This is a genomic window from Antarctobacter albus, assembly GCF_900101505.1.
Taxonomy (GTDB): Bacteria; Pseudomonadota; Alphaproteobacteria; order Rhodobacterales; family Rhodobacteraceae; genus Antarctobacter; species Antarctobacter albus.
On the sequence record NZ_FMZI01000016.1, the window covers coordinates 1 to 20,636 of the forward strand.

Genomic DNA, 20,636 nt, shown 5'->3' on the forward strand with positions numbered 1-20,636 from the left:
TCGCGGAACCACTCGATCTTGACCTGGCCGAGGGTGAAATCGGTGTTCTTGATCTCACTCGGCTGCTTCATCCAGTCCAGCCGCTGCGCCTGCTCCGCCCAGAAGGCCGCCGGATCGCTGACCGAGGCCGCGTACATCTGATCATACCGCGAAAGGTCGACGTGGGCCTTGGCCGCCAGTTCGGCCGAGGGCGGATAGACGGGGGTGGCTGTCTCGGGTGTGGTCTGTTCGGTCATGAAGGAGCTCCCTCTCCGTTTTGATCCGGCGGCACGCCATTCCCTAGCGTCACCGCGTTCAAGTGGGATAATACCCGAAACGGAAAAGAAATAAATATTGTTAGCGTTATGAATGATTTAGCTGTAAATAGTTTTCACAGATAGCCTGCAAATCGTAAACAAATTTGCCCGCGAGCCGCTAAGCCCCTTGTTTTAATGACGCCTCGGTCAGCACTTTGTAGGGGCGTCTGACCGCCAATTGTGCATCTTGTGGTTGTCGCGCTTGGCGGAGCAGGTGTGACAAAAGGATGCGGTATGCCGATGTATACCGATTGTTAGCGCTCGCCAATGCGAATCCCCTTTTGGCCCAAGGCCCTTGAACCGCGGGGGCATTCGACTAACCTCCCGGCGAGGCGGAGAATACCGCTGGACACATAGGGGAGGATCATATGTCCAACATCACTGCAAAACTGCTGGCGACGACCATTGCCGCGACCCTGGCCACACAGGCCGCCGCGACGGAATGGAACGTCTCGACCTGGGGCTCGCGTCGCGCCTTTACCGAGCACCTGCACAAGATCGCCGAACTGGTCTCGGAAAAGACCGGTGGTGCCTTCACCATGAACATTTCCTACGGTGGCCTGTCCAAGAACACCGAGAACCTCGACGGAATTTCCATCGGCGCTTTCGAGATGGCCCAGTTCTGCGCCGGCTACCATCCCGACAAGAACCGCGCGATCACCGTGCTGGAACTGCCTTTCCTGGGCGTGTCCACGCTGGAAGAGGAAGTGGCCGTCAGCCATGCCATCTATGACCATCCGGCGGTGGCCGAGGAAATGGCGCAGTGGAACGCCCGAATGCTGATGACCTCGCCCATGCCGCAATACAACCTCGTGGGCACCGGAGAGCCGCGCGACGAGCTGACCGAGTTCGACGGCATGCGGGTGCGCGCCACCGGCGGCCTTGGCAAGGCGTTCAGCGCAGTGGGGGGTGTGCCGACCAGCGTGACCTCGTCCGAAGCCTACCAGGCGATGGACTCGGGCGTCGTGGACACGGTGGCCTTTGCCCAGCATGCGCACCTCTCCTTCGGCACGATCAACCAGGCGGACTGGTGGACGGCCAACCTGAACCCGGGCACCGTCAACTGCCCCATCGTGGTCAACATCGACGCCTATGACTCGCTGCCTGACGACCAGCGCCAGGCGCTGGACGAATCCGTGGACGAGGCGATCGCTTATTACCTCGAGAACTACGGCAAGCTGCTGCAGCGCTGGGACGAGGTGCTGGAGGAAAAGGGCGTTGAGAAGGTCATGATCACCGACGACGAGCTGGCCAAGTTCCGCCAGGTCGCCGGTCAGCCGCTGCACGATGCCTGGATCCAGGACATGAATGCGCGTGGCCTGCCCGCAAAGGAACTCTATGATCTGGTGTTCTCGACCCTCGAAAAGGCGCGCGCCTCCAACTGAGGCGGGCCCATCGCGCCCCGGCCTTGCGCCGGGGCCTCCCGCCGGGTCTTCGTGATCCGGCCGGAGGTTCCGACATGGGGCTGGGGCCTGCGTTTCTCCGGACATGAGAGGTGAGCGATGGCGGGACATGCCTCCGTCCTCGAAGATGACAGCCTGCTGTCGCGGCTGGACCGTGCGCTTGCGCGGGTCGAATGGGGCATGGCGCTGGTTTCCGGCGTCGGGGCCTTTGCGCTGATGTGCCTGGCGGTGATTTCCGTCTCGGGCCGCAATTTCTTCAACGAGCCGCTTCGGGGGTACGTCGACTGGATCGAGGCGGCGATGCCTTTCATCGCCATTTTCGGCATTTCCTACGTTCAACGCGTTGGCGGGCATATCCGGATGGACATCGTCATCGGCGTCCTCAGGGGCCGTGCGCTCTGGATCGCCGAGTTCATCACGACGCTGCTGATCCTCGTGCTGATGGTGCTGCTGGTCTGGGGCACCTGGGCCCATTTCGACCGCAGTTTCGATTTCAGCGCCCCGAACTGGAGCCGTGACAGTTCGATCGACATCGGCTTGCCGATCTGGCCTGCGAAACTGGTGGTGCCGGTGGCCTTTGCCGTGATCTCGCTGCGGTTGGTGGTGCAACTGGTGGCCTATGGGCGGGCGATCGTCCTGGGGCAGAGCGAGCCGGTGGCGGTGCCGTTGGTGATGTCCGCGGCGGAACAGGCGGCGGCCGAGGCCGACCAGGTACAGGGGCACGATACATGACGTCGATTGAAATTGGCCTCTGGGTCACCGGCGGCTTGCTGGTCATGGTGGTCCTCGGGATGCGTGTGGCCTTTGCCGCGGCCCTGGCCGGACTGGCCGGGCTGATCTGGATCTTCTGGTCGAAAAAGGGCTACGACCCGGAGGAATTCGGCTGGGCCCTGACCGTTGCGGTCAAGACCGCCGGGCAGGTGCCGCATGGCAAGGTGGCGTCACAGGCGCTGAGCCTTATTCCCACCTTCATCCTGATCGGCTACCTGGCCTATTACGCGGGACTGACGCGCGCCCTGTTCGAGGCCGCGAAACGCTGGATCGCCTGGGTGCCGGGCGGGCTGGCGGTCTCCACCGTCTTTGCCACTGCGGGCTTTGCCGCCGTGTCGGGGGCCAGCGTCGCGACCGCGGCGGTCTTTGCCCGTATCGCCATCCCCGAGATGCTGAAGGTGGGGTATGACAAACGCTTTGCGGCGGGCGTCGTGGCGGCGGGGGGAACGCTGGCATCGCTGATCCCGCCCTCGGCGATCCTGGTGATTTACGCGATCATCGTCGAACAGGACGTGGGGCGCCTGCTGCTGGCCGGGTTCATTCCGGGCATGTTCTCGGCCCTGGTCTACGCATTGCTGATCATCGGGCTGGCGCTGACCATCAAGGGCTTTGGTCCCCCGGTCGGCGGCTTTACCTGGCGCGAGAGGCTGGTCAGCCTGCCGCCCGCGCTGCCCATCGTGGCGGTGGTCGTCATCATTATCTTCTTCGTCTACAATCCGTTCGGCGGGGACAGCTGGGGCACGCCGACCGAGGGCGGCGCCATCGGTGCCTTCATCGTCTTCCTGATGGCGCTCTGGCGTGGCATGCGCCTGCGCGAGCTGAAGGACGCGCTGGTCGAGACGGCGAAACTGTCGATCATGATCTTCACCATCATCTGGGGCGTGCTGATCTACGTGCGCTTCCTGGGGTTCGCCGATCTGCCCTCGGCGTTTTCCGACTGGCTGACCGCCTTGCCCTATTCGCCGATGCTGATCCTGATCTGCATCCTGCTGGCCTACGCGGTGCTTGGGATGTTCATGGATGCCATCGGGATGCTGCTCTTGACGCTGCCGGTTGTCTACCCGGCGGTCATGGCGTTGAATGGCGGAATGTTCGTCAGCGCCGAAGAGGCGGCCTTTGGAATGTCGGGGCCGATGTGCGCGGTCTGGTTCGGCATCCTGGTGGTCAAGATGGCCGAGTTCTGCCTGATTACACCGCCCATTGGATTGAACTGTTTCGTGGTGGCTGGCGTGCGGCCAGAGCTGTCGGTGCAGGACGTGTTCCGCGGCGTGACGCCGTTCTTCGTGGCCGACGCGGTGACCATCGCGCTCTTGGTGGCCTTTCCGGGGATCGTGCTCTGGCTGCCCTCACTGGCCTGATAAAGAAGCCGTAAATGCAAGACCCGCGCCTGGTGGCGCGGGTCCCTTTCAGTTCTCGGCAGGTCAACGGCGTCCTTTGCCGTTTCCGCCTCCGGTATCTCCTCCAGCCCGACCGGAGGCGACGCCAGCCACTCCGCCGCCGCCCCGTGGGTCGTCCAGCTTGCCATGTGCCCGGCGGTTCATCATGCCGCGCATCTCGTCCTCACCCGGCGTCCCGATGCTGCGCGCCTGGTTGGTGTCGTGGTTCTTGGCCAGAACCGTGTCATCCTCATCCGCCCAGGGGTTGGCGTGTTCGGCCTGAACCGGCGCCGACATCAGTGCAATTCCGATGGCCGCGGCAAGCGTCGTCTTGGCTGTCAATTCACTGCTCCTTCTCATACAGGCTTGGGCGTTGGTGCGCCCAAGTGATATGCAAAAAGATTTATATTTAATAAATGGAATTCGTTAGGGTGTGATTGACACAAGCAGCAATCCGCCGCCTCGAAGGCGGCGGGCGCAAAAGCGGTTTCGGTGCCAGGGGGAGAGTCAGGCGGCCCGTCTCAATTCTGTTCGTGTCGCTCTTGCCAGGCGGCGGATTCCCTCGGCCAGGACGTCGGGCGGGTTGAGCGTAAAATTCACCCGGATCGCACGCCGGTCCTGTCCCATCGGGTCAAAGACGCTGGAGGGCGAGATGCAGACACCGTGCTCCAGCCCGGTTTTCATGAGCCGGTCGGTGTCCAGAGCCGGGTCGCGCGCCACGGCCCAGACGAACATGCCGCCCTCGGGGACTTGCCAGGTGAAAAGGTCCGACAGTTCTGCCTGCATCGCCTCGCATAGCGCATCGCGCCGGGTGCGGTAGAGATCCAGGATACCGGGGAGCAACTGTTCCGGAAGGCCACGTTCCATCGCCTCCAGCGCAACGCGCTGGCACAGCCCGCTGGTGAACATGTCCGAGCCCTGCTTGGCCGTGGTCATGGCCACGATGATCTCTGGCGCGGCGATGACCCAGCCGACACGCAGGCCCGGAGCCAGTTGTTTCGAGAATGTGCCAAGGTAGACGACTGGCCCGTTATAGACCTCGGCCCCGTTGGCGGAGAGCTCGAGCATCGGGGGCAGGGGGGCGCCGTCGTAGTAGAGGTGTCCATAGGGATCATCCTCGACCAGCCAGCAGCCCGTCGCCTCTGCCGCCGCCACCAGAGCGCGGCGCTGATCCTCTGGCACCAGCCGTCCGGAAGGATTCGAGAAATTGGGGACTGTGTAGGCGAACTGGGCCCCGGTCATGGCGGCCTCTGCGTCGAAGTCATTGGCCTCCATCACCATCGCACGATACTGCGGCGCGCGCGGCTTCCAGGCGTCGATGGCGCCCAGGTAGGCCGGGGACTGCGCCGCGATGGTCTGACCGGGGTCGAGAAAGACCTTGCCCAGCAGGTCCAGCCCCTGCATCCCGCCGGTGGTGATCAGCACGTTGTCCCGGGTCAGGTTCAGGTCGCCGTGGCTGAACTCTGCCGCGATGCGGTCGCGCAGGTCGGGCAGCCCGTCAATGGGCGAATAGCCCAGCACCTCGGCGGTGTGTTCGGTCACGACGCGGCCTGCGAAATCCGACAGGTCAGAAACCGGCCAGGTCGACGGATCGGGCAACCCGCCCGCCAGGTTCACGAGGTCGGGAATCTGTCCGGCGGCCAGAAAGGTCTGGGTCACATCGTTGGTGTCGTTCAGCCAGCGGGCAAGGGGCGCGCGTCCGGGCATGGGCTTTCTCCGGTCAGACAAGAGGCGAATATGCGGGTCCCCTAACATGCTTTGGTTAACGGGCGCCAACCGTCTGTCAAAATGGTCCACCCGCCTATTTCCGGAAAATCGGAAATAGGGCTTGTCGCAAGGTCTGTATTTCCGTATTTCCGGAAATATGAAATCTGAATCGCTCAACGCCCTTGCCGCTCTTGCCCACGGCCGTCGTCTGGACGTGTTTCGCCTGGTGATGCGGCGTTTTCCGGATGCCGTTCCCGCCGGAGAGATCGCCTTGGCGCTGGACCTGGCGCCCTCGACGCTTTCGGCGGCTTTGTCACAATTGCGTAGCGCGGGTCTTGTAACTCAGTCCCGGCACGGGACCTCGCTGATGTACGCCGCCGATACCGAGGGCGCGGGGCGGCTGTTGACCTATCTCTGGGCGGATTGCTGCCGTGGCCGCCCGGATCTTTGCCTGCCAACATCCCTGACGGAGCGCGAAATGGCTGATCGCACCTACAACGTCCTGTTCATCTGCACCGGCAACTCTACCCGGTCGATCTTTGCCGAAACCCTGCTGCGTGACCTCGCCGGAGGACGTTTTCGCGCCTTCTCGGCAGGGACCAATCCTTATAGTGAGTTGAACCCCCAGGCGCTGCAGGTCTTGCAGGACAAGGGGCATGACGTGTCCGACCTGCGGGCCAAGAACGTGTCCGAATTCCAGGGCGAGGGCGCGCCGCAACTGGATTTCGTCTTTACCGTCTGTGACCGGGCGGCGAACGAGGAATGCCCGCCCTGGCCGGGCCAGCCGATGACCGGCCACTGGGGTCAGCCCGACCCGGTCAAGGCGACCGGCACCGAGGCGGAAAGACATCTGGCCTTTCAACAGGTCTACGGCGCCCTGAAAAACCGCATCCAGGCCTTCACGGCCCTGCCCATCGGCACACTGGATCGCGAGAGCCTGCAGGCCCGGATCGACGACATCGCAAGAACGGAAGACTTCGCATGACCACCTACGCCATCAACGGGCTTGGCCGCATCGGCAAGCTGATCGTGAAACCCATGCTGGAGGCGGGGGACACGATCGCCTTTCTCAACGACGCGGTGGGCGATCCGGCCATGCATGCTCATCTGCTGGAATTCGACACCGTGCATGGCCGCTGGGACGCAGCGTTCAGCGCGGATGGCGACAGCATCACCATCGACGGCACCCGCATCCCGGTGTTCGGCACGCGTGACCTGGCGGACCTGCCGCTGGAAGGGGTGGATGTGGTCATCGACTGCACCGGCTATTTCAAGACGGCAGAGCGGATTGCGCCCTATTTCGAACGGGGCGTGAAAAAGGTGGTCGTGTCGGCCCCGGTCAAGGACGGCGGCGCCGTGAACATTGTCTACGGCGTCAATGATGACATCTATGACGCGGAACAGCACCGGATCGTCACGGCGGCCTCCTGCACGACCAACTGCCTCGCCCCGGTGGTCAAGGTGATCCACGAGAACCTGGGCATCAGGCACGGCTCGATCACCACGATCCATGACGTCACCAATACCCAGACCATCGTGGACCGCCCTGCCAAGGACCTGCGCCGCGCGCGGTCTGCGCTGAACTCGCTGATCCCCACCACGACCGGCAGCGCCACGGCTATCACGCTGATCTATCCCGAACTCAAGGGCCGCCTCAATGGCCACGCGGTGCGGGTGCCGCTGCTGAACGCCTCGCTGACCGACTGCGTTTTCGAGGTGGAGCGCGAGACGACGGCAGAGGAGGTCAACGCCCTCTTCAAGGCCGCGTCCGAAGGCGGACTGAAGGACATCCTGGGCTACGAGGAGCGTCCGCTGGTTTCGACCGACTACACCAACGACCCGCGCAGTTCGATCGTGGATGCGCCCTCGACGATGGTGGTCAACGGCACACAGGTGAAAATCTATGCCTGGTATGATAATGAATGGGGCTATGCGCACCGGCTTGTGGACGTGGCCCATATGGTCGGTGCCTCGCTCTAACCGCGGAGAAGGTCGGATGCGCGTTGCAGCCAGCCTGGTCATGGCATTCCTGGGCACATCGGCCTGCGCCGAGGGGCTTTCCTACACGGTAGGCCAGAGCGTAGCGACGGTCGTTGGCGGGGGCTTTCTGCGTTTCGGGTCCGAATGGGTGAACGGCAGGATGGCGGATAGGGGCCACTACCTGTTCCGGGCACAGGCGGATGGCGCGGCGTCATTGGGCAAGCGCACCATTGCCGGAATGATCGAAACCTGCGGCGCCGATCCCGACCTGAACGTGGCCGTCTGCACAATCCTGTCCGGGGGCACCCGCTACGTGATCGCGGATGATGGCACTGGCGATCCGGACCTGCTGTTGGCCCTCTTGATGGAGCCGGAATGGACCTCTGTCCTGGCGACGGTCGAGGTACTGGATGAGACCGGGACATCGGCGCGGGCGACCTTGCTGGATCTGGAGGTGCGGGCGCAGGATGAATACACCCGGATGGTTGAGGTGCTTGCCGGCTCCTGGCGGGATGTTGCGCGACCCGGGTCCGGGCTGATCTTCGACGACACGCGCCTTGCCGAGACCCTGCAGGATGTTCCGATCAGAAGCGGGCCTTTCGACATCCTGTCCGAATGCCGGGATCTGCCGGGCCCGCACCTGAGCGTTGCCTTCGACGACGGCGAACACCTGTGCTGGGTGATCCTTGACCAAAGCCCTGACCGTCTGCGCCTGCGCAGTGCACGCGACGGGACGGAATTCACATACGAGAAACGCTGACGCCATGAGTGACGCCACCCAAGCCCGGCCGCAGGGGTTCGCGGCCTATATCGCCGTGACCGCCGCCTACTGGGCCTTCATGCTTACCGACGGGGCGCTGCGGATGCTGGTGCTTTTGCATTTCCACACGCTGGGCTTTTCGCCGGTGCAGCTGGCCTACCTGTTCCTGCTGTATGAATTCGCAGGCATCGTCACCAACCTCTCGGCGGGCTGGATCGCGGCGCGGTTCGGGCTGACCTCGACGCTTTACGCGGGCCTGTCGCTGCAGGTCATCGCCCTGCTGGCGCTGGCCCAGCTGGACCCGGCGTGGAGCCTGACTGCCTCGGTGGTCTTCGTCATGGCGGTGCAGGGCCTGTCCGGCGTGGCCAAGGACCTGTCCAAGATGTCGGCGAAATCGGCGGTCAAGCTGCTGGCGCCAAGCGGGCAGGGCGGGCTGTTTCGCTGGGTCGCGATTCTGACCGGGTCCAAGAACGCGATCAAGGGGCTGGGCTTTTTGACCGGCGCGGCGCTGCTGGCGCTGTTCGGCTTTGTCCCGGCGGTGCTGGGCATGGCGGCGGTGTTGGGTGCGGTGCTGCTGGCGGTGGCCTTGCGGATGCCCTCGGGCCTGCCCACCGGCAAGAAGGGCGCCAAGTTCAAGGAGGTCTTTTCCAAGGACCGCAGCGTAAATTGGCTGTCGGCGGCGCGGGTGTTCCTGTTCGGCGCGCGCGATGTCTGGTTCGTCGTCGGCATCCCGGTCTATTTCTACGCGGTGCTGTCGGACGGCAGCGAAGAGGGCAACCGCATCGCCTTTTTCACCATCGGCAGCTTCATGGCGGTCTGGACGATCCTCTACGGCGCGGTCCAGGCCTATGCGCCGAAGGCCCTGCGCGCCGCCACGCGTCCGGCGGCAGAGATCGTGGGCGCGGCCCGGGGCTGGGCCTTGTCGCTGACGGTGATTCCGGCGGTGCTGGCGGTCCTGGTGCTGGCGGCGGGCGACCCGGCGCCCTGGCTGACGGCGACGATCATTGCCGGGCTGCTGGTCTTCGGCGCGCTATTCGCGGTCAACAGTTCGCTGCACTCCTACCTGATCCTGGCCTTTTCCAGGGGCGAGCGGGTGACGATGGACGTCGGTTTCTACTACATGGCCAATGCAACGGGGCGCCTGCTGGGTACGCTCTTGTCGGGGCTCAGCTACCAGGTCGGCGGGTTGCCTTTGTGCCTGGCAACGGCGGCTGTCATGGTGGCCCTCAGCGCGTTGGGCGCGGCGCGGTTGCGCGCCCTGTGAGGGTTGGTCAGGCGACCTGGACCGGTGACAGCTGGCGCCGCGACGAGATCCGGGGCAGGGGCATCTCGCGGATCAGCCGGTCACAGCCGTTCAGCGCCAGGTATTCGTCGTAGTTGTCGAACCCGTCGCGGCGGGCATAGTCGACAAAGCTCTCGGTCGGGATGCCGTTGGCAAGGATGATCTCATGGGCATCCAGTTCCACGTGCCAGTACGTAAAGCTTGCCGGCGCTTCCGAGGCGCGCATCATCCTGATGTCCGAATGGTTGATCAGGGCCGAGGCGTTGACCAGCATCCCGTCGAGCACCAGCGCGTGATCGGGCGAGACATAGAGGTCGCGCTTGGGCAAGCCACTGCCGAGGGCGCCAGCGGCAATACGGATCGGCAGCCGCCCGATGGGTTTGTTCACCGCCTGGGGGCGGACCTCCATCCGGGCCAGCCAGCGCAGGGGCAATGCGCGGCCATCGGCGGCAAGGACCAGGTCGCCATGCGCCAGCGTCTCGATCCGGCGAGGGCCGTCCGGCGTTGCGATGCGGGTTCTGGTCAGGAAGCAGTTGTAGACATTGGCATCATCGCCGGTCTGGGTGATGGCCTGGGTCACGGCAGAGAGGGTCAGCGCCGACAGATCCTCCTGCGAGGAATCGAAGGGGATATAGTATTCCCCCAACCCGTTGGTGAAGATCGCGTAGTAATTGCCACCGATGTTGATCGTGTAGCCGGAATAGCCGGTGGTGATCAGCCCGTAGTAATCCAAGGAATCGATGTTGTCGTCGTTGTTGGAGTCGTTCACCGTCGCCAGTGAGGGCGTGTAGACATAGCCCGTCAGCGGCGACAGGGTCGTGCCCGTATCGGTTGCCGTGAAGGTCAAGACGCCGTCTGCTGCAAGATCTGCCATGTGCGGTCCCTTTCATTCAGGGACAGGCTAGGTCACTACAAATTCGTAGCCTAGAAAATTACCCCAATGAATTAAGGGGCTTATGTCACAATTTTAACGAAATAGAATTTGACTGCGCAACAGTGCGCGCCGTAGTGGCCGCGGAACAGGGGCGGCGGCATCACAGGTCGGGGGGCAGCGTGTCCAGAAGTCGATCCAACCCGGCCTCGAAATCGGCCAGCGTGTCGCCCAGGCGGCGTTCCAGTTCCGCCTGGTAGGTTTTGGCCAGCGGCAGCAGCTCTGCCATGAGCGCGTGCCCCTTGCCGGTTAGGGCAAGACGCACCAAACGCCTGTCACCCGCATCGGCGGCCTTTTCGATATAGCCCGCGGCCTCCAGCCGGCTGGCCGCGCGGCTGACCTTGCTTTTCTCCATCGCCACGCGGGCTTCGATGTCGCGGACAGAGACGGTGCCGCGCCCGTCCAGCGGCTGGGCCAGGTGGACCAGCACCCGCCATTCGGGGATCGAGATGCCAAAGCGCTCGCGGTATTGGCGGGCCAGCGCCTCTGATGTCTTTTCGGCCGCAACCGCCAGCCGGTAGGGGGTAAAGCCTGAAAGGTCGAACTCTGGCAAGGGTTTGGTCATCGCGGGGTCCCGTATCAGTCTGGGCGCAGTGTAGCCCTGTCCTCGTTGCAGTTGCAATGAGGGCGCAGGCGCAATTACCAGGCCTGACAGACCTGCCCAGATTTCGAGCACCCGACCGGGTCTAGAGCACGGCGGCCAGAACCAGCCAGCCCGCTGTCTCGCTGGACAGTTGTGCCGCCCCCAGCACGTCGCCGGTCTGTCCTCCCAGCAGCTTGCGGGCCCGCCAGGCGACCCAGGCAGCGGCCAGCATCATTGCAATCAGCACAGGCAGGGCGGCCATGCCGGTGGCAAGCGCCGCGCAGAGCGTCAAAAGACCGCCCGGCAGCCACATGCGCCAGGGCGCGGCGACCCGGTCTGTGGCGGCCATTTGTCCCAACCCGTCGTGCCGGGCGGGCGGCATGAGGTCCAGCAGGATCAGCATCGCCAGGCGGCTGGCCGTGCTGACCAGCAACATGCCTGCCCATGCGGTCGCGGGCAAGGCGCTCAGCGCAGAGGCTCCAAGCCCGGTGGCAAGGATCAGTGCGATCACACCGTAGCTGCCGACCCGGCTGTCGCGCATGATCTCCAGCCGGTGCGCCCGGTCACGCCCCCCCATGCCGTCGGCGAAATCGGCAAAGCCGTCATGGTGCAGCCCGCCCGTCAGTGCGGCCAGCACCGCCAGCACGGCAAAGCCCGTGGCCAGCGGAGGCAGGTTCAGCGCCTGAAGACCGGCCAGGATCGCCCAGGCCCCAAGCCCCAGCGGCAGACCGGCCAGTGGAAAGCTCCACCGCGCCTGTGCCAGTGTCGGCGCCGGATCATCCAGCCGTCCCATCGGCAGGCGGGTCAGCATCATCATCCCCAGCCGCAGCTCGTCGATGCGGCGGCGCAGGCTCATGCGTCCGAGACACCCGCTTCGGCGAAGGTGGCCATGCCGTTGTGGCAGGCCAGCGCGCCCTTCACGATCGCGAGCGCCAGCGCCGCGCCAGAACCTTCGCCAAGTGCCATGCCAAGATCCAGCAACGGGGGTTTCTCCATCGCATCGGCCAGGCGCCGGTGCCCGGGTTCGCGGCTCATGTGGGCGATCAGGCAGTGGGCCAGAAGGTCGGGTGCGGCGGAATACAGCGGCGTGACCGCAGCGGTGCAGATGAAGCCATCCAGCAGCACCGGGATGCGGGCCATGCGCGCCGCAAGGACCGCGCCGCAAAGCGCCGCCTGCTCGCGCCCGCCAAGGGCGGCAAGGCGCATCATGGGCGCCAGCGCAGCGTGTTTCTCGACCGCCTTCGTCACGACGCGCGCCTTGAGGCTCATGCCATCGGCGTCCGATCCCGTGCCCGGGCCGACCCAGTCCGGTGCGGTGCCACCAAAGGCCGCAAGGGCCAGCGCCGCCGCAACGGTCGAATTGCCGATCCCCATTTCGCCCAAAAGCAGGATATCGGCGCCGGTATCCACCGCCGCCGCGCCCCGGTGCAGCGCGTCAAGGCATTCCTCTTCGCTCATCGCCGGTTGATCGGTGAAATCCCGCGTCGGCCGGTCGAGGTCCAGCGCGATTACGTCCAGCTCGGCGCCCGTGGTCCGGCACAGCTGGTTGATCGCGGCGCCCCCGGCGGCAAAATTCGCCACCATCTGCGCCGTCACTTCCTGCGGAAACGGGTTCACACCCTGCGCGCAGACGCCGTGGTTTCCGGCAAAGACCAGTGCCTGCGCGCGTTCGATCACCGGGCGATCGGTGCCGCGCCATCCGGCCATGAAAGCGGCCAGATCCTCCAGCCGCCCCAGCGAGCCGGGCGGTTTCGTCAGTTGCATCTGGCGCGCTGTCGCCGCCTCGGCCGCGGCCGTGTCGTAACCGGGAAGATCGAGAGAGGTCACCGCGTCCAGCGACGCAAGGGGCAGGGTGCTCATGCGGGTTTGACTTTCAGTGGGTGGCCCGCGACGCAGAACCAGAGTTCGTCGCAGGCTTTGGCGATACGTTGATTGACCAGCCCCGCCGCATCGCGAAAGGCGCGGGCCAGGGCATTTTCCGGGACGATCCCTGCGCCGACCTCGTTGGTGACGAAGATCACCGGCGCGGATTGCGCGGGCAGGGCCTCTGCCAGCGCCTCGACCGCCGCCTGCCAGTCCTCTTCGGCCAGCATGAGGTTGGTCAGCCAGAGCGTCAGACAGTCGACCAGCCGGGGCGCCGAACCATCGGTGTCCCGAAGGGCGGCCAGCAGGTCGCGCGGGGCCTCGACGGTCCGCCAGTCCGCGTCGCGGCGGGCCTGGTGCAGGGCGATGCGGTCGGCCATTTCGGCGTCATGGGCCTGCGCGGTGGCGATGTAGATCGCGGGCCGCCCGAGGTCGAGCGTCATGCGCTCTGCAAGGCTGCTCTTGCCAGAGCGTGCGCCACCCGTGATGAGGATCGACTTTCCCATGCGGTCGTGACAAAGCATGTTCCGATCTGGTTGAAAAGCCCCGAAATGACGCCGCCCGACGCCTCTGAACTGCTGTTGATTCGACACGCGCCCGCGCTGCATGACGGGCGTTTGTGCGGACGCATGGACGTGCCCGCAGAGCTGGGCGAGGCGGCGGTGTGGGCACCTCTGCAGGCCCTCGTGTCAGAGGTCGCGCACCGCGTGGTCAGCCCGGCGCTGCGTTGTCGGCAGACGGCGCAGGCGCTTTGGCCCGGGGCGGAACTGGAACAGGACGCGCGCCTCTGGGAACAGGATTTCGGCGCCCATGACGGGCTGCGGTTCGACGAGATCCCCGACATCGGTGCGCTGACCTCAGGGGAGTTGGCCGAACACCGTCCGCCCGGGGGCGAAAGCTTTGCCGACATGGTCGCGCGGGTACGGCCCGCTCTGAAAGAACTGGCGGAGAAGGCGCGGCAGGATGGGCCGGTCGCCGTCGTGGCCCATGCCGGTACGGTGCGCGGGGGAATTGCGCTGGCCCTGGGCGTTGTGCCGCCTGCGCTGGGGTTCGAAGTGGCGCCCTGGTCTGTGACACGCCTGCGCGCCTATCCCGGCGGTCTTTCCGTGATCTCCACCAACTGGCGCCCGATCTAGCCCAATGGTCTTTGTCGCGGGGCATTTCGGGGAATGGCTGCAGGGGCGGCTGGGGCCTGACGGGCCGGTGGCCCTGGTGACGCTGGTCTGCCCGGATTGGGGTGTCCGGGTGACGCGGCACGGGGATGGGCCGTTGCGGGTTTCGGGCACGCCCGAGGTACTGGCGCCGGACATGGTGCAGGGCTTTCTGACGGCTCTTGGCGTGACGCTTGAGGGGCAGGTCACGATCACACCCGATTTCCCGCCCGGGGGCGGCGCGGGCATGTCGACCGCCGCGCTTGTGGCGCTGGGCCGGCTTGCCGGGAAGGATGGCGCTGAAGTGGCGCGGGCCTGCCTGCAGATCGAGGGCGCGAGCGATCCGCTGATGTGGCCGGGGTCCGACCGACTGCTCTGGGCCTCGCGACGCGCAGAGGTGCTGGACGCACTCGGCCCGGTGCCGCACTGCGAGATCCTTGGCGGGTTCCTTGGCGCGCCGGAACGGACGGACCCCAACGACATGCGGTTTCCCGACGTGGCTGACCTGGTCGCCGACTGGCCGGGGGCCGGATTGGCGGGCAAGGCCGCGCTGGCCAGCGAATCCGCCCGGCGCTGCACGGCGTTGCGCGGCCCTGCCGATGACCCGACCGAGTCCCTGGCAAGGGACCTGGGCGCGCTGGGCCATTCCCGTGCCCATACCGGCCCCGCCCGCGCCTTGATCTATGCCCCGGGAACCTTGCCGGATGAGGCCGAGGCGCAGATGCGGGCGGCGGGCTATGCCGGGGTCTTTCGCTTCATGACGGGAGAGCCGGAATGATCTTTGCACAGGTCATGCTGATCGGCTTGCTGCTGGACGTGGCACTGGGCTGGCCCTCGGCGCTGTTCCGGCGGCTGTCACACCCGGTGGTCTGGATCGGCTCGCTGATTTCAGCGCTTGAGGCGCGGTTGAACAAGGGGGGTGCACGGCGGCGGTTTGCCACGGGCTTGCTGACCGTGATGTTGGTCCTGCTGGTCTCTGTCTGTCCTGCCGTTCTGGTGACGGTTGTGCTGGGCAAGGGCTGGGCGGCGGTCCTGGTGCTGGGCGTATTGGCCTGGCCGCTGATTGCGGTGCGCTCGATGTACGAACACGTCGCTGCCGTCCGCGATCCGCTTTTGGCCGGGGATCTGCCCGCCGCGCGCCATGCCCTGTCGATGATCGTGGGCCGTGACCCCAGTGCGCTGGACGGTGCCGGGATCAGCCGCGCGGCCCTGGAAAGCCTTGCCGAGAACACGTCGGACGGCATCGTCGCGCCGCTGTTCTGGGGCGTGGTGGGGGGGCTGCCCGGCATCGTGGCCTACAAGGCGATCAACACGATGGACTCCATGATCGGCCATCGCAATGAACGATACGAGCATTTCGGAAAGGTGGCCGCACGTCTGGACGACCTGGTGAACCTTGTTCCGGCGCGTTTGACCTCGCTTGTTTTTGCATTGGCTGCCAATGGGTTTTGGAGGTCTCTTCGAGTTGTGTCTCAAGACGCCGCGCGCCACCGCTCGCCCAATGCGGGCTGGCCCGAGGCCGCCTTGGCGGGTGGGCTGGGCGTGCGTCTGTCCGGGCCGCGCGTCTACGGTGACCGCGTTGCCCAGGAACCCTGGGTCAATGAAGGTGCCGCCGATCCGGCGGCGCGTGACATCGCCCGGGGCCTTGCGCTTTATGTCCGGGCGATGTTTCTCTGCGGCGCGGTCCTTACCGGGCTGGCGATACTCTAGGGGAAAAGATGCGCGATCACGGCGGCGATCTGGACCGGGCCAAGGCCCGCTTTGGCGATGGCGACTGGCTGGACCTGTCGACGGGGATCAATGCCGTGCCCTATCCGTTGCCAGACCTGCTGGCCCGGGCATGGGCAGCCTTGCCCACGCGGGCAGAGCTCGCTGCCTTGGAGACTGTGGCGCGGACAACCTACCGGGCCGGAGAGGACACCGAATGCGTCGCGCTCGCCGGTGCGCAGGCCGCGATCCAGCTGGTGCCGCGTCTGGGCATCGGGGGCGAGGCCCGCGTCGTCGGTCCCACCTACAACGAACACGCAGGAGCGCTGACGGCGCAGGGCTGGACCGTGACCCAGGTCGGGGATGCGGATGGCCTGAAGGGCGCGCGGCTTGGGGTCGTGGTCAACCCGAACAACCCGGATGGGCGGTTCTGGACGCCGGAAGAGCTGATCGGCCTGGCGCGGGACGTGGGCCTTCTCGTGGTCGACGAAAGCTTTGCCGACCCGGCGCCGGAATATTCGATCATTCCCTTTCTCGACAGTTTGCCCGAGGGTGTCCTGATCCTCGTCCTGCGATCCTTCGGCAAGTTCTACGGGCTGGCCGGTCTGCGGTTGGGATTTGCGCTTGGCCCGTCCGCGTTGGTGGGCGAAATGCGACGGCTGGCCGGTCCCTGGGCGGTCAACGGGCCGGCAATCGCAACCGGATGCACTGCGCTGGCGGATACGGACTGGCAAGTCCAGACGATCGCGCGGCTGTCGCGTGACGCGGTGCGCATGGATGCGCTGGCCGAGGCGGCGGGCTGGTCCCCGGTGGGGGGCACGGTCTTGTTCCGAACCTATGAGACGGGCGATGCCCTGGTCGCGCAGGAGCGGTTGGCCGAGGCGCGGATCTGGACCCGCGTCTTCCCCTACTCGGCGGGCTGGCTGCGGTTGGGCCTGCCGGGGTCCGAACCCGATTGGGCGCGTCTGGAGGGGGTGCTACAAGGCTGACGGCGCTCAGCGCGCAGCGGCAAGAATTCCCTCGACGTCCAGATGTGCCTCCAGGTGATCGGCGAGCGCCTCCAGCGTCTGTTCAACCGTCGCATCATACGAGGCGCTGGCCGCGACCCCGAAACCCTCCAGCCAGGCGGCGCGAAACCGGTCGTCGCGGAACATGCCGTGCAGGTAGCTGCCCATGACCCGGCCATCGGCGCTGATCGCACCTTCGGGATTGTCCCCGACAAAAGCGAAAGGGCGGGCGCGGTCCGGGCCGTCGCTGCGACCGATGTGGATTTCGTAGCCGTGGAACGTGGTGCCCGTGGCCGCATGGCGGGCGTTGACCTCTGTCAGGCTCTTGTCAGCGGTCATGACGGTGTCGATCTCCAGCAGGCCAAGGCCGGGATCGCGGCCCGCCGGCCCCTCGATGCCCTGCGGGTCATCGACCACCCGGCCAAGCATCTGATAGCCGCCACAGATCCCCAGCACGCGACCGCCACGGCGGTGATGCGCCATCAGGTCCACGTCCCAGCCTTGTTCACGAAGAAAGGCAAGGTCGCCGCGGGTGGACTTGCTGCCGGGCAGGATCACGAGGTCGGCGTCGCCGGGGATCGCCTCGCCGCGCCGGAGCATGGTCAGGCGCACGTCCGGTTCCTGGGCGAGCGGGTCGAGATCATCGAAATTGGCCATGCGCGAGAGGCAGAGGCACACCACATGCAAGCCTTCGGCACGGGTTTGCGCACGGATGTCCAATGCATCCTCTGCCGGCAGGCGCCAGGCCTCGGGGAACCAGGGGGCAACGCCATAGCCGCGCCAGCCCGTGCGCTCTTCGATCAGCTTGTAACCCTCGTCAAAAAGACGAGGATCGCCCCGAAACTTGTTGATAAGAAAACCGGAAATGCGGTTGGCGTCATCGGTCGGCAGGATTGCCTGGGTCCCAACGATCTGGGCGATCACACCGCCCCGGTCAATGTCTCCGGCGAGGATGACCGGCACGCCTGCGGTCTCGGCAAAGCCCATGTTGGCGATGTCGCCCTTGCGCAGGTTCACCTCTGCCGGGCTGCCCGCACCCTCGACGATCACCAGGTCATGCGCGGACCTGAGACGATTGAAGCTTTCGATAACGGAACCAAGAAGTTGCGGTTTCAACTTCGCGTAGTCCCGGGCCTTGGCGGTGGTCAGGCGCTTGCCCTGCACGACGACCTGGGCCCCCACATCCGTTTCCGGTTTCAGCAGCACCGGGTTCATGTCGGTGTGCAGCGGAAGGCCGCAGGCCAGCGCCTGAAGCGCCTGCGCCCGTCCGATTTCTCCGCCGTCAGAGGTCACGGCGGCATTGTTCGACATGTTCTGGGGTTTGAACGGGGCCACGGACAGCCCGCGCCGCCGCGCCGCACGGCAGAGGCCCGCCACCAGCATGGACTTGCCCACGTTGGACCCGGTGCCCTGGATCATCACCGCGCGGCTCAAGGCGCGATCCCCAGCCGCTTGGGCAGGTCATTGCGGTTGCGCGCGTCGAAATGAAAGGTCTGCCAGCCGCGTCGGGCGGCGGAGGCCAGGTTCTGGCGGTTGTCGTCGATCAGAAGCAGGTCTTGCGGCATCAGCCCCGACCAGCGTTCGATCTGGCCGAAGAACCCCGGATCGGGCTTGGCCACGCCCATCGGGCCGGAGGCGAAGATCGTCTCGACATGTGCCGACAAGCCCATGACATCCATGATGTAATCCGCCCGAGGAGCCGGGTTGTTGGTGCCGATCACGGCACGTCCGGGACTGCGTGCCAGCCAGTCGATCACCTGCGCATCGGGCCGGTCCTCGGCCCGCAACCAATGGTCCAGCAGGGTTTCGGCGCGGACATCCGTGTCCTGCGTCGCCAGCCAGTCGGCCAGCGCCCGTTCCAGCGGCAGCGTGCCGCGCAGCACCCGCGCCGCCTGTCCGGGCTGGTTCAGAAAGGCGCGAAAGGCGCGCGGTGACAGGCCCAGCGTCCTGTCGAGGTCGGCCACCCAACCGAAGGGGTGGCCGGGCGGTTCGGCGTTCAGGACACCGTCGAAATCCCAGACGACAAGCTCAGCCGTCATTGCGGGTAGATCAGGGCAGTTGCGACATAGCCCGCGGGCAAGGGCACGGTCGGCGGTGTTTCCAACCCCTGCGCGACGTGATCCGGCAAGAGGTGCGTGTGCGGCCCTTCAGGAGAGGCGCCGTCTGGCGGCGGGATCTCGGCGTCGATTTCCAGCCGCAGGCAGGGCGTCTCGATCACGCGCACCGGGGCGGCGTCCCTAAGCGCCAGGCCGCTGCGCGACAGGTGATCCGGCCAAGCCGTGCCTTGGCTCCGGGCCAGCTTTGTGGCCAGCGCCTTGTCGCACCGCACGGTGAACCGCGCGGCGCGGCTGCCCAGCCCCAGGTCGAAGCGCGTGCCACCGGCATCGCGCGACAAGAGCGCATCATCGTCCGGGCCCAGCGCGGTCAAGGATCGGGCGGGATCGCGCAGGGCGCGGCCCAGGGGCACAGCAAGGGCGATCAGTGTCGGCGCCTCCGGGCGGTCGATCTCGAAGGCGGTGAGATAGCGCGCGGCCTCCAGCCGCAGCGCGGCCTTTTCCAGCCGCAGGATCAGCACGCCGTCGCCGATCTGCCCCGTACATTCGGTTCCCGACAGGCGCGACAGCTCGCCCGATGCGCCCCAGATCCCCGCCACGAGGCGCGCGCCTTCCTCGCCGATGCGCCGCGCCGTTTCCGTCAACAGCGTATCCCCCTGCCAGGACAGGCGGCGCGTCTTCAGCCCCATGTTCGCGGCGCGGGCGGGCAAGGCGGCCCAGACGCCGGCGCGAAAATCGTCCGAGGCGCCGCCCCAGCAGGCGATCTCGTCAAGGCTCCGGGCGCATCCCGTGCACAGTTGCGACGCCTCGTCGATCACGCAGCGGGCGACGCAGGGGCTGGCCGGGGGCAGGCGGGTCATGCGGCTCATGGGCCTAGAACTCCACGCCTTTCTGCGCCTTCACGCCGTCGCGGAAGGGATGTTTGAGCAGCTCCATCTCGGTCACCAGGTCGGCGGCCTCGATTAACTCTGGCTTGGCGTTGCGGCCCGTCAGGCAGACATGGGTCATGGCCGGTTTCTGGTGCAGCAGGAACTCGACCACCTCGTCGATGTCGATGTAATCATAGCGCAGGGCGATGTTGATCTCGTCCAACAGGACGAACTGGATTTCGGGGTCGAGGATCTGCTCCTTGGCGATCTTCCAGCCGTTCTGCGCAGCGGCAATGTCTCGCTCGCGGTCCTGGGTTTCCCAGGTAAACCCCTCACCGGACACGAAGAACCGGCATTCATCGGCAAAGCGTTCACGGAGAAAGGTCTTTTCGCCGGTGTCCCAGTTGCCCTTGATGAACTGGACCACCGCGCAGGGCATGCCATGCGCGATGCAGCGCATGATCATCCCGAACCCGGCCGAACTCTTGCCCTTGCCCTTGCCGGTGTGGACCATGATCAGACCTTTTTCCTCGGTCTTGGTCTTCATCATCTCGTCGCGGGCGGCCTTGATGCGGCGCATCTTTTCGTTGTGGCGGGTTGTGATCTCGTCCATTGCGCGCTCCGTTGATCGATTCTGGCAGGAATTGCATCCGTGTCGCGCCCCGTCAACGTGCTTCGCGATTGACATGTCCGCCCGTCTGTCGCACCACCGCCCACACGATGGTTCCCCGGAGCACCCGGGGAGGACAACAGGGAACGCGGTGAAACCCCGCGGCTGCCCCCGCAACTGTAAGCGGTGAGCGCCCTCGCAACGTGCCACTGGCCAGACCGGCCGGGAAGGCGCGGGGGTGCCGCGACCCGCGAGCCAGGAGACCTGCCATCCCAGGTGCAACTTT

Annotated in this window: 23 protein-coding genes and 1 riboswitch; of the genes, 11 read left to right on the plus strand and 12 right to left on the minus strand. The window is 65.9% G+C overall.

What is annotated here, in order from left to right:
- A partial coding sequence (locus BLQ71_RS21510) for an acetyl-coenzyme A synthetase N-terminal domain-containing protein (RefSeq protein ID WP_282957171.1) occupies positions 1-236 on the minus strand: 236 nt, incomplete at its 3' end.
- 428 nt (positions 237-664) lie between these two features.
- Between BLQ71_RS21510 and BLQ71_RS21515 the strand changes: the two genes are divergently transcribed.
- From BLQ71_RS21515 to BLQ71_RS21525, 3 genes are all read left to right on the plus strand, one after another.
- On the plus strand, positions 665-1,681 hold the full coding sequence (locus BLQ71_RS21515) for a C4-dicarboxylate TRAP transporter substrate-binding protein (protein ID WP_074623195.1): 1,017 nt from the start codon (positions 665-667) through the stop codon (positions 1,679-1,681).
- A 117-nt stretch (positions 1,682-1,798) separates the two neighbouring features.
- Complete coding sequence (locus BLQ71_RS21520; RefSeq protein ID WP_074623196.1) at positions 1,799-2,431, plus strand: TRAP transporter small permease subunit; 633 nt, start codon at positions 1,799-1,801, stop codon at positions 2,429-2,431.
- Entirely contained in the window at positions 2,428-3,828 is a 1,401-nt protein-coding gene (locus tag BLQ71_RS21525; protein WP_043146503.1) for a TRAP transporter large permease, read from the plus strand. Before BLQ71_RS21520 ends, BLQ71_RS21525 begins: the two co-directional genes overlap by 4 nt.
- A gap of 63 nt (positions 3,829-3,891) precedes the next feature.
- Here the strand turns inward: BLQ71_RS21525 and BLQ71_RS21530 are convergent, their stop codons facing one another.
- Positions 3,892-4,188: a hypothetical protein gene (locus BLQ71_RS21530; protein WP_074623197.1), complete on the minus strand. Its 297-nt coding sequence runs from the start codon at positions 4,186-4,188 to the stop codon at positions 3,892-3,894.
- A 165-nt stretch (positions 4,189-4,353) separates the two neighbouring features.
- A complete protein-coding gene (locus BLQ71_RS21535) occupies positions 4,354-5,553 on the minus strand; it encodes an aminotransferase-like domain-containing protein (protein WP_074623198.1) in 1,200 nt (399 codons plus the stop codon).
- A gap of 157 nt (positions 5,554-5,710) precedes the next feature.
- On the opposite strand from BLQ71_RS21535, the gene BLQ71_RS21540 reads away from it, so the two are divergent.
- The 4 genes from BLQ71_RS21540 to arsJ are packed head-to-tail and all read left to right on the plus strand — an operon-like array spanning position 5,711 to position 9,557.
- The gene (locus tag BLQ71_RS21540; protein ID WP_074623199.1) at positions 5,711-6,538 is read left to right on the plus strand and encodes an arsenate reductase/protein-tyrosine-phosphatase family protein; all 828 of its coding nucleotides are present in this window, start codon (positions 5,711-5,713) and stop codon (positions 6,536-6,538) included.
- Positions 6,535-7,533, plus strand: a complete 999-nt coding sequence (locus tag BLQ71_RS21545) for an ArsJ-associated glyceraldehyde-3-phosphate dehydrogenase (protein WP_074623200.1) — start codon at positions 6,535-6,537, stop codon at positions 7,531-7,533. Before BLQ71_RS21540 ends, BLQ71_RS21545 begins: the two co-directional genes overlap by 4 nt.
- A 16-nt stretch (positions 7,534-7,549) precedes the next feature.
- Positions 7,550-8,293 carry a hypothetical protein gene (locus BLQ71_RS21550; protein ID WP_074623201.1) on the plus strand — a complete coding sequence of 248 codons (744 nt, stop codon included), beginning with the start codon at positions 7,550-7,552 and terminating at the stop codon, positions 8,291-8,293.
- Between the two features lie 4 nt (positions 8,294-8,297).
- Positions 8,298-9,557, plus strand: a complete 1,260-nt coding sequence (gene arsJ / locus BLQ71_RS21555; protein ID WP_074623202.1) for an organoarsenical effux MFS transporter ArsJ — start codon at positions 8,298-8,300, stop codon at positions 9,555-9,557.
- A 7-nt stretch (positions 9,558-9,564) separates the two neighbouring features.
- Here the strand turns inward: arsJ and BLQ71_RS21560 are convergent, their stop codons facing one another.
- The 5 genes from BLQ71_RS21560 to cobU all read right to left on the minus strand — a co-directional run bounded on the left by BLQ71_RS21560 (position 9,565) and on the right by cobU (position 13,458).
- The gene (locus BLQ71_RS21560; protein ID WP_074623203.1) at positions 9,565-10,449 is read right to left on the minus strand and encodes a Hint domain-containing protein; all 885 of its coding nucleotides are present in this window, start codon (positions 10,447-10,449) and stop codon (positions 9,565-9,567) included.
- A 160-nt stretch (positions 10,450-10,609) separates the two neighbouring features.
- Positions 10,610-11,071 carry a MarR family winged helix-turn-helix transcriptional regulator gene (locus BLQ71_RS21565; RefSeq protein ID WP_074623204.1) on the minus strand — a complete coding sequence of 154 codons (462 nt, stop codon included), beginning with the start codon at positions 11,069-11,071 and terminating at the stop codon, positions 10,610-10,612.
- Between the two features lie 121 nt (positions 11,072-11,192).
- The gene (locus BLQ71_RS21570; RefSeq protein WP_074623205.1) at positions 11,193-11,945 is read right to left on the minus strand and encodes an adenosylcobinamide-GDP ribazoletransferase; all 753 of its coding nucleotides are present in this window, start codon (positions 11,943-11,945) and stop codon (positions 11,193-11,195) included.
- On the minus strand, positions 11,942-12,949 hold the full coding sequence (cobT, locus tag BLQ71_RS21575) for a nicotinate-nucleotide--dimethylbenzimidazole phosphoribosyltransferase (protein ID WP_074623206.1): 1,008 nt from the start codon (positions 12,947-12,949) through the stop codon (positions 11,942-11,944). Before cobT ends, BLQ71_RS21570 begins: the two co-directional genes overlap by 4 nt.
- On the minus strand, positions 12,946-13,458 hold the full coding sequence (gene cobU / locus BLQ71_RS21580; protein ID WP_074623274.1) for a bifunctional adenosylcobinamide kinase/adenosylcobinamide-phosphate guanylyltransferase: 513 nt from the start codon (positions 13,456-13,458) through the stop codon (positions 12,946-12,948). The genes cobT and cobU overlap by 4 nt, the downstream gene beginning before the upstream one ends.
- A gap of 45 nt (positions 13,459-13,503) precedes the next feature.
- Between cobU and BLQ71_RS21585 the strand changes: the two genes are divergently transcribed.
- Genes BLQ71_RS21585 through BLQ71_RS21600 form a run of 4 tightly spaced genes read left to right on the plus strand, consistent with a single transcriptional unit; the run spans position 13,504 to position 16,799 of the window.
- Positions 13,504-14,088: a histidine phosphatase family protein gene (locus BLQ71_RS21585; protein WP_074623207.1), complete on the plus strand. Its 585-nt coding sequence runs from the start codon at positions 13,504-13,506 to the stop codon at positions 14,086-14,088.
- Positions 14,089-14,092: 4 nt separating this feature from the next.
- Positions 14,093-14,881 (plus strand): hypothetical protein, encoded by a 789-nt coding sequence (locus BLQ71_RS21590; RefSeq protein WP_074623208.1) that lies wholly within the window; start codon positions 14,093-14,095, stop codon positions 14,879-14,881.
- Positions 14,878-15,813: an adenosylcobinamide-phosphate synthase CbiB gene (gene cbiB, locus BLQ71_RS21595; RefSeq protein WP_074623209.1), complete on the plus strand. Its 936-nt coding sequence runs from the start codon at positions 14,878-14,880 to the stop codon at positions 15,811-15,813. Before BLQ71_RS21590 ends, cbiB begins: the two co-directional genes overlap by 4 nt.
- An 8-nt stretch (positions 15,814-15,821) precedes the next feature.
- A complete protein-coding gene (locus BLQ71_RS21600; protein WP_074623210.1) occupies positions 15,822-16,799 on the plus strand; it encodes a threonine-phosphate decarboxylase in 978 nt (325 codons plus the stop codon).
- A 6-nt stretch (positions 16,800-16,805) separates the two neighbouring features.
- Here the strand turns inward: BLQ71_RS21600 and BLQ71_RS21605 are convergent, their stop codons facing one another.
- From BLQ71_RS21605 to cobO, 4 genes are read right to left on the minus strand one after another with little or no spacing between them, the layout of a single operon-like run.
- On the minus strand, positions 16,806-18,251 hold the full coding sequence (locus BLQ71_RS21605; RefSeq protein WP_211318930.1) for a cobyric acid synthase: 1,446 nt from the start codon (positions 18,249-18,251) through the stop codon (positions 16,806-16,808).
- Positions 18,248-18,856: an HAD family hydrolase gene (locus BLQ71_RS21610; RefSeq protein WP_074623211.1), complete on the minus strand. Its 609-nt coding sequence runs from the start codon at positions 18,854-18,856 to the stop codon at positions 18,248-18,250. The genes BLQ71_RS21605 and BLQ71_RS21610 overlap by 4 nt, the downstream gene beginning before the upstream one ends.
- Complete coding sequence (locus BLQ71_RS27100; protein ID WP_074623212.1) at positions 18,853-19,740, minus strand: DUF1289 domain-containing protein; 888 nt, start codon at positions 19,738-19,740, stop codon at positions 18,853-18,855. Before BLQ71_RS27100 ends, BLQ71_RS21610 begins: the two co-directional genes overlap by 4 nt.
- Before the next feature lie 4 nt (positions 19,741-19,744).
- Positions 19,745-20,353 carry a cob(I)yrinic acid a,c-diamide adenosyltransferase gene (cobO, locus tag BLQ71_RS21620; protein ID WP_043146488.1) on the minus strand — a complete coding sequence of 203 codons (609 nt, stop codon included), beginning with the start codon at positions 20,351-20,353 and terminating at the stop codon, positions 19,745-19,747.
- Positions 20,354-20,444: 91 nt separating this feature from the next.
- Positions 20,445-20,636, plus strand: a riboswitch (cobalamin riboswitch).